The sequence below is a fragment of the Gordonia amicalis NBRC 100051 = JCM 11271 genome (assembly GCF_000332995.1).
Lineage (GTDB): Bacteria > Actinomycetota > Actinomycetes > Mycobacteriales > Mycobacteriaceae > Gordonia > Gordonia amicalis.
Window position 1 is genome coordinate 1 of sequence record NZ_BANS01000044.1, and the last position, 5,064, is coordinate 5,064.

A 5,064-nucleotide genomic window follows, 5' to 3' on the forward strand; every position below is an offset into this window, starting at 1 on the left:
CCCGGCGGATTCAACTGGTCGTCGCAACACCATGATCATGGAGGTGTTCGCGGTGGCTACGGCGGACTGGAGTTGGAAGACCAGCGATGTGGCGGTAGGTGTTCGTCGGCAGTGGCGTGCTGATCGTGCACTTCGGCCGGCGATGCGATCGCCGGGGCGGCCGGAGCCGTCGCGGCAGGTGCAACGTGAGTTTTGGCGGGTGGTCGCGACGGGGGTGAGCACGGCGCAGGCATCGATCGCTGTCGGTGTGTCGGTGCCGGTGGGTACACGCTGGTTCCGCCACGCTGGCGGCATGAGGCCGCTGAGTCTGGATGAGCCTTCGGGCCGCTATCTATCGTTCGCCGAACGGGAAGAGATCGCGCTGCTACGCGCCCAGGATCGTGGGGTGCGTGAGATCGCACGGCGGATCGGGCGCAGTCCGGCCACGATCTCACGTAGAGCTACGGCGCAACGCCGCAACCAGGAGCGGGAAGCTCGAGTATCGGGCGTTGGTGGCGCAGTGGAAAGCCCAGCAGGCCGCCAAGCGCCCAAAAACAGCGAAGCTCGTGGCCCACGTCGAGTTGCGGGCTCGGCCGCCTGGTCAACGAGCCGCGCACACTGCTCGACGCGCTTCTGGGATTGGACTACGCGCCCCGCTATCTGCTCGGCGCGCTGGACAAGGCATTCGAGGTGGACCGGTGAACACGCGCGCCCTGCACCCGCTCGACGAGACCCTGATGCATCAGGTGCCGTGGCCGTTCGGGTTCGCCGGCACCTCCGACCCGCGGTTCTACGACCGGTACTGGTTTGCCGGCGTCGATCCCGCCGGGGACGCCGGGTTCATCTCCGGCATGGCCCTGTACAAGAACATCGGGGTCTGCGACGGGTACGGAGCGGTCCAGCGCGGCGGTCGTCAGTTCAACTCGCGATGGTCGCGGCCGCTGACCACCGCGACCGCGCAGTCCGCCGTCGGTGACCTCGCGGTGGAGATCCTCGAGCCGTATCGCACGGTGCGGGTCGCGTGGTCCGGTGACAGCACCCCACTGGCCGCCGACCTGGTGTTCACCTCCGGATTCGACCCGTACACCGAAGAGCATTACCTCGACGCGAGTACCGGTCGGGTCACCCAGGAGATCACCCGCTACAACCAGATCGGCCGCTGGGACGGATGGCTGTCGATCGACGGTGCCCGCATCAGCGTCGACGACTGGTGGGCGGTGCGCGATCATTCGTGGGGCGTGCGTCCGGGGGTCGGCGGTATCGACCGTTCGGTGGCCGATCCGGCGGCCCGTAGCTCGGCGCCGATGATGCACACGGTGCTGTACGCGGCGACCGCCGACTTCTGTGTCTGTGTGTCCAGACGAGAGAACCAGCGCGGCACGGTGACCTACCTCGACGGCGAGGTCATCGGCGTCGACGGCCGGCACTCGACTGTCGTGATCGCCGATGTGACAACGGAGTTCGTGCCGGGGACGAGAACCTATCGGTCGGTGCGGATCGAGGTGGAGACCGATGCCGGTGCCCGCCACGAGATCGTGGCCACTCCGCTGCTGGAGCCGTGGGCCTATGCCGGCACCGGGTACGACGGAGGTTACCGGGACGGCCGCGGCCTCGGGGTGCCGCGCGGCGACCTCGTCGAACACGAGTCTACGAGCTGGTTCCACCCGAAGCCGTACTGCTCGACGGTGATCCAACCCCGAGCGGCCACCGCGAACAGTTCGCGAAGATCGTCGTCGACGGTGTCACCACCACCGGATACTGCACGGTCATGGCGCGCGGCTCGCTGCCGCATCGCGGGATCAGCTGATGGGAGAAGTGAAGATGCAGCCGGACGAAGCAGCCGCCCGCGAGGAGATCCGGGATCTCGCCGCCCGCTACAACCTCTACGGCGACACCGGCCGCACCGAACAGGAAGCCCGACTGTTCACCGCCGACGGCACCCTCGAGTTCGTCGACCTCGACGCCGCACCACGCAGGTACACCGGGCACGAGGACATCCAGGGATTCTTCGAGGGCGTGAAGTCGGCCTGGCTGGCGGAGATCCGCGACACCGGTGTCAGTGCCCGCGTATTCCACCACCTGACAACCCATGTCATCGACATGACGGGGCCGCGCACCGCACGCGGTACCGCCTATGTGGCGCTGATCAGGCACTTCGGGCTGGCGGAATGGGGCCGGTACACCGACGAATACACGCTCACCGACAGCGGCTGGCGCTTCTCGTACCGACGGGTCACCCGCGAGGGCGAGGTCGGCCCGGACGGAGATGTGCGCGGTGAGGTCCATGGCTGAGGCGGAACGGCGGACGGTCCGCGGTACGGGGTGTCGTTGCTCCGGGTCCACCCCGCGTTGTGGCGAGATGTCGCGATCGAAGCCGAGCGCGCCGGGTACGAATCGATCTGGATGTCGGACCATCTCATGCTGCCCGAGGAGGTGGATCGCGAGAAGTACCCCGACGGCGAGCTCCCGATCTCCTCGCATTCGCCGATCTTCGACGTCATGGTTCACCTCGCTGCACTGGCGGCGGTCACCACCACGCTGAGGTTGGGCACCTACGTGTACCAACCCGCGCTGCGTCATCCGTTCGTGGCGGCACGCGCGGTGGCGACGCTGGACGTGGTGTCCGGAGGTCGCGTCGAACTGGGCGTCGGCGCCGGGTGGTCGGAGGCCGAATGGGACCTCGTCGGAGTCGATTTCGCGCGGCGAGGCGAACTGCTGGACGAAACCCTGGATGTGCTCGACGGCCTCTGGACCCAGAAGAGTTTCGCCTACCAGGGTGCGCACCACGAATTCCCGAGCGTCGGCTTCGAGCCCAAGCCGGTCCAGCAGCCGCGACCGCCGCTGCACATCGGCGGCGAGTCGGCCCCGGCGTTGCGGCGGGCCGTGGCCCGGGGTGACGGGTGGATCGGTATGCACCACACTCCGGCGTCCGTGGCCGCCCCGCTCGCCAGACTGCGTGCCGCAGAGCGGGATTCCGGCCGGTCGCGGCCGCTGCAGACCACCGTCGCCGCGCATCAGGGCGAGGTCGACGCCGAGGGCTGGTCCGCGAGCGGGATCGACCGTGTCATCGTCGCGCCGTGGAGCCGGTCCGGTGAGGCGATCGACGGTCTCCGGCGGTTTGCGCGGGAGCACATCCGGCCGCGTAGCGAGTAGCGGCAGGCCGGACGCCGATGGCGCGTCGACCGCTCAGTGACTGATGAGATCGTGGCTGCGAAGGTGGCCGGTCTCGTTGACGGACTGCACGGCCCATGCCCCGTCGTGGTGGCGAACCCGGGTCACCGAGGCGTGAGCGGCGAAGAAGAAGACGTCCCGTTCGACCCCCAGTAGGGAGGCGAGGAACGTGCTGATCGCACCGCCGTGGCTCACCGCTGCGACGGTCTGCCCGGAATGCTCCTCGGCGATCGCAGTGAGTGCACCGCGGAGCCGGTCGCGCACGGACGCCCCGTCTTCGGCTTGCTCGCCGTGCATCTCGATCTCCCGCAGGTCGTTCCGGATCTGCGTCGTCAGAGGTGCTGCGGCCAGGGCGGCGACGGCGTCCGCGGTCGACACCGCGCGGGTCAACCGACTCGAGTAGACGGCCGTCAGCGGCTCGTCCGCGAGGAGTTCGCCGGTCAGCCGCGCCTGCCTGGACCCGATCGCGGAGAGCCCCGGCCCGGCCGCACCGCCGGCTTCCAGATCATCGGGATCGAAGGACTGCTGCGCATGGCGGACCAGGATCACCTCGGTCCACGGCCGGTCGATCAGCATCTCCCGCCGAAGCCGGGACCGCTCCTGGTGCAGGATGTTCGTATCGTATTCAGGCCGGTCGCCTGCTGTCATGTGTCCTTCTCCCGAATTGTCGATGGATCGACCAGCGGCGATGTCGTGGCAGCCGGCGGCGAGTCGACGAACTCATCTATGGATGGAATATCCAGTATCAGACTATCGTGGCGACGGGCAGACGCGGCGGTGTGTCGGTGCCGCGGTCAGTGCGTAGGTTGGACATCATGCGATTCGGACTCTTCATTCCCCAGGGCTGGCGGCTTGATCTCGTGGGTATCGACCCGGCGAACCAGTGGGAGGTCATGTCGTCGGTGGCGAACCGCGCCGAGTCCGCCGGCTGGGACTCGGTCTGGGTCTACGACCACTTCCACACCGTCCCGCTGCCGACCGACGAGGCCACGCACGAGGCCTGGACGCTGGTGTCGGCGCTGGCCGCGACCACCGGTCGCGTCGACATCGGACAGATGTGCACCGCGATGAGCTACCGCAACCCCATGTACCTGGCGAAGGTCGCCGCCACCGCCGACCTCATCTCCGGAGGGCGCGTGCAGATGGGCATCGGCGGCGGTTGGTACGAACACGAGTGGCGCGCCTACGGATACGGATTTCCCTCGGCAGGAGAGCGACTCGCCCGGCTCGACGAGGGCGTGCAGATCATGAAGCAGGCGTGGGAGACCGGCCGCGCGACCCTCGACGGCAAGCACTACACCGTCAACGACGCCATCTGCCGGCCGCAGCCGACTGCCGGGAAGCTGCCGCTGTGGATCGCCGGCGGTGGAGAGAAGAAGACGCTCCGGATCGCGGCGCACTATGCCGACTACACCAACTTCGACGGCACCCCCGAAGGGTTCGCCCACAAATCGTCGGTGCTCCGACAGCATTGCGCCGACCTCGGACGCGACTTCGATTCGATCGTCCGGTCGTCGAACTACAACGTCATGCTCGGTGCGACCGACGCCGACGTGGAGCGCAAGCTCGCCGACCTCGAGACGCGGCTCGCGAAGATCGTCGGACCCGACGCGGCGTCGGGCAGCATGGGGGCGTTCCGCGGGATGCCCGCGGTCGGGACGCCGGACAAGGTCGCGGAGAACCTGCGTGGGCTCGAGGAAGCCGGGATGTCCTACGGGATCTTCTACTTCCCGAACATCGCCCACGACCGTGAGGATCTCGAACTCTTCGAGCAGCAGGTGGTGCCCGCGCTGCGCTGAGTGGATCTGAGGCAGCGGGATTGCTGGTTGAGCCGGTGGCGAGCGGAGCGACCCACCGCGTCGAAACCTCGCGCCATGCTGGTTGAGCGGGTCGGTGGGTGTGATGGCGGGCGGG

Annotated in this window: 4 protein-coding genes and 2 pseudogenes; 5 read left to right on the forward strand and 1 reads right to left on the reverse strand. The window is 68.2% G+C overall.

The window, feature by feature from the left end; genetic code table 11:
* Positions 1–37: 37 nt before the first annotated feature.
* The 4 genes and pseudogenes from GOAMI_RS23630 to GOAMI_RS18905 form a co-directional block, all read left to right on the forward strand.
* Positions 38–566, forward strand: a pseudogene (locus GOAMI_RS23630) (transposase); the annotation flags it as partial.
* A 150-nt stretch (positions 567–716) separates the two neighbouring features.
* A pseudogene (locus GOAMI_RS23970) lies at positions 717–1,565 on the forward strand (Rv3169 family protein); the annotation flags it as partial.
* A 220-nt stretch (positions 1,566–1,785) separates the two neighbouring features.
* Positions 1,786–2,271 (forward strand): nuclear transport factor 2 family protein, encoded by a 486-nt coding sequence (locus GOAMI_RS18900; protein WP_081598272.1) that lies wholly within the window; start codon positions 1,786–1,788, stop codon positions 2,269–2,271.
* Between the two features lie 30 nt (positions 2,272–2,301).
* Positions 2,302–3,132 (forward strand): TIGR03619 family F420-dependent LLM class oxidoreductase, encoded by an 831-nt coding sequence (locus GOAMI_RS18905; protein ID WP_006438189.1) that lies wholly within the window; start codon positions 2,302–2,304, stop codon positions 3,130–3,132.
* A gap of 33 nt (positions 3,133–3,165) precedes the next feature.
* Here GOAMI_RS18905 and GOAMI_RS22375 read toward each other — a convergent pair whose 3' ends face one another.
* The gene (locus GOAMI_RS22375) at positions 3,166–3,798 is read right to left on the reverse strand and encodes a histidine phosphatase family protein (protein ID WP_006438190.1); all 633 of its coding nucleotides are present in this window, start codon (positions 3,796–3,798) and stop codon (positions 3,166–3,168) included.
* 167 nt (positions 3,799–3,965) lie between these two features.
* Between GOAMI_RS22375 and GOAMI_RS18915 the strand changes: the two genes are divergently transcribed.
* Positions 3,966–4,949, forward strand: a complete 984-nt coding sequence (locus tag GOAMI_RS18915; RefSeq protein ID WP_006438191.1) for an LLM class F420-dependent oxidoreductase — start codon at positions 3,966–3,968, stop codon at positions 4,947–4,949.
* Positions 4,950–5,064: the final 115 nt, after the last annotated feature.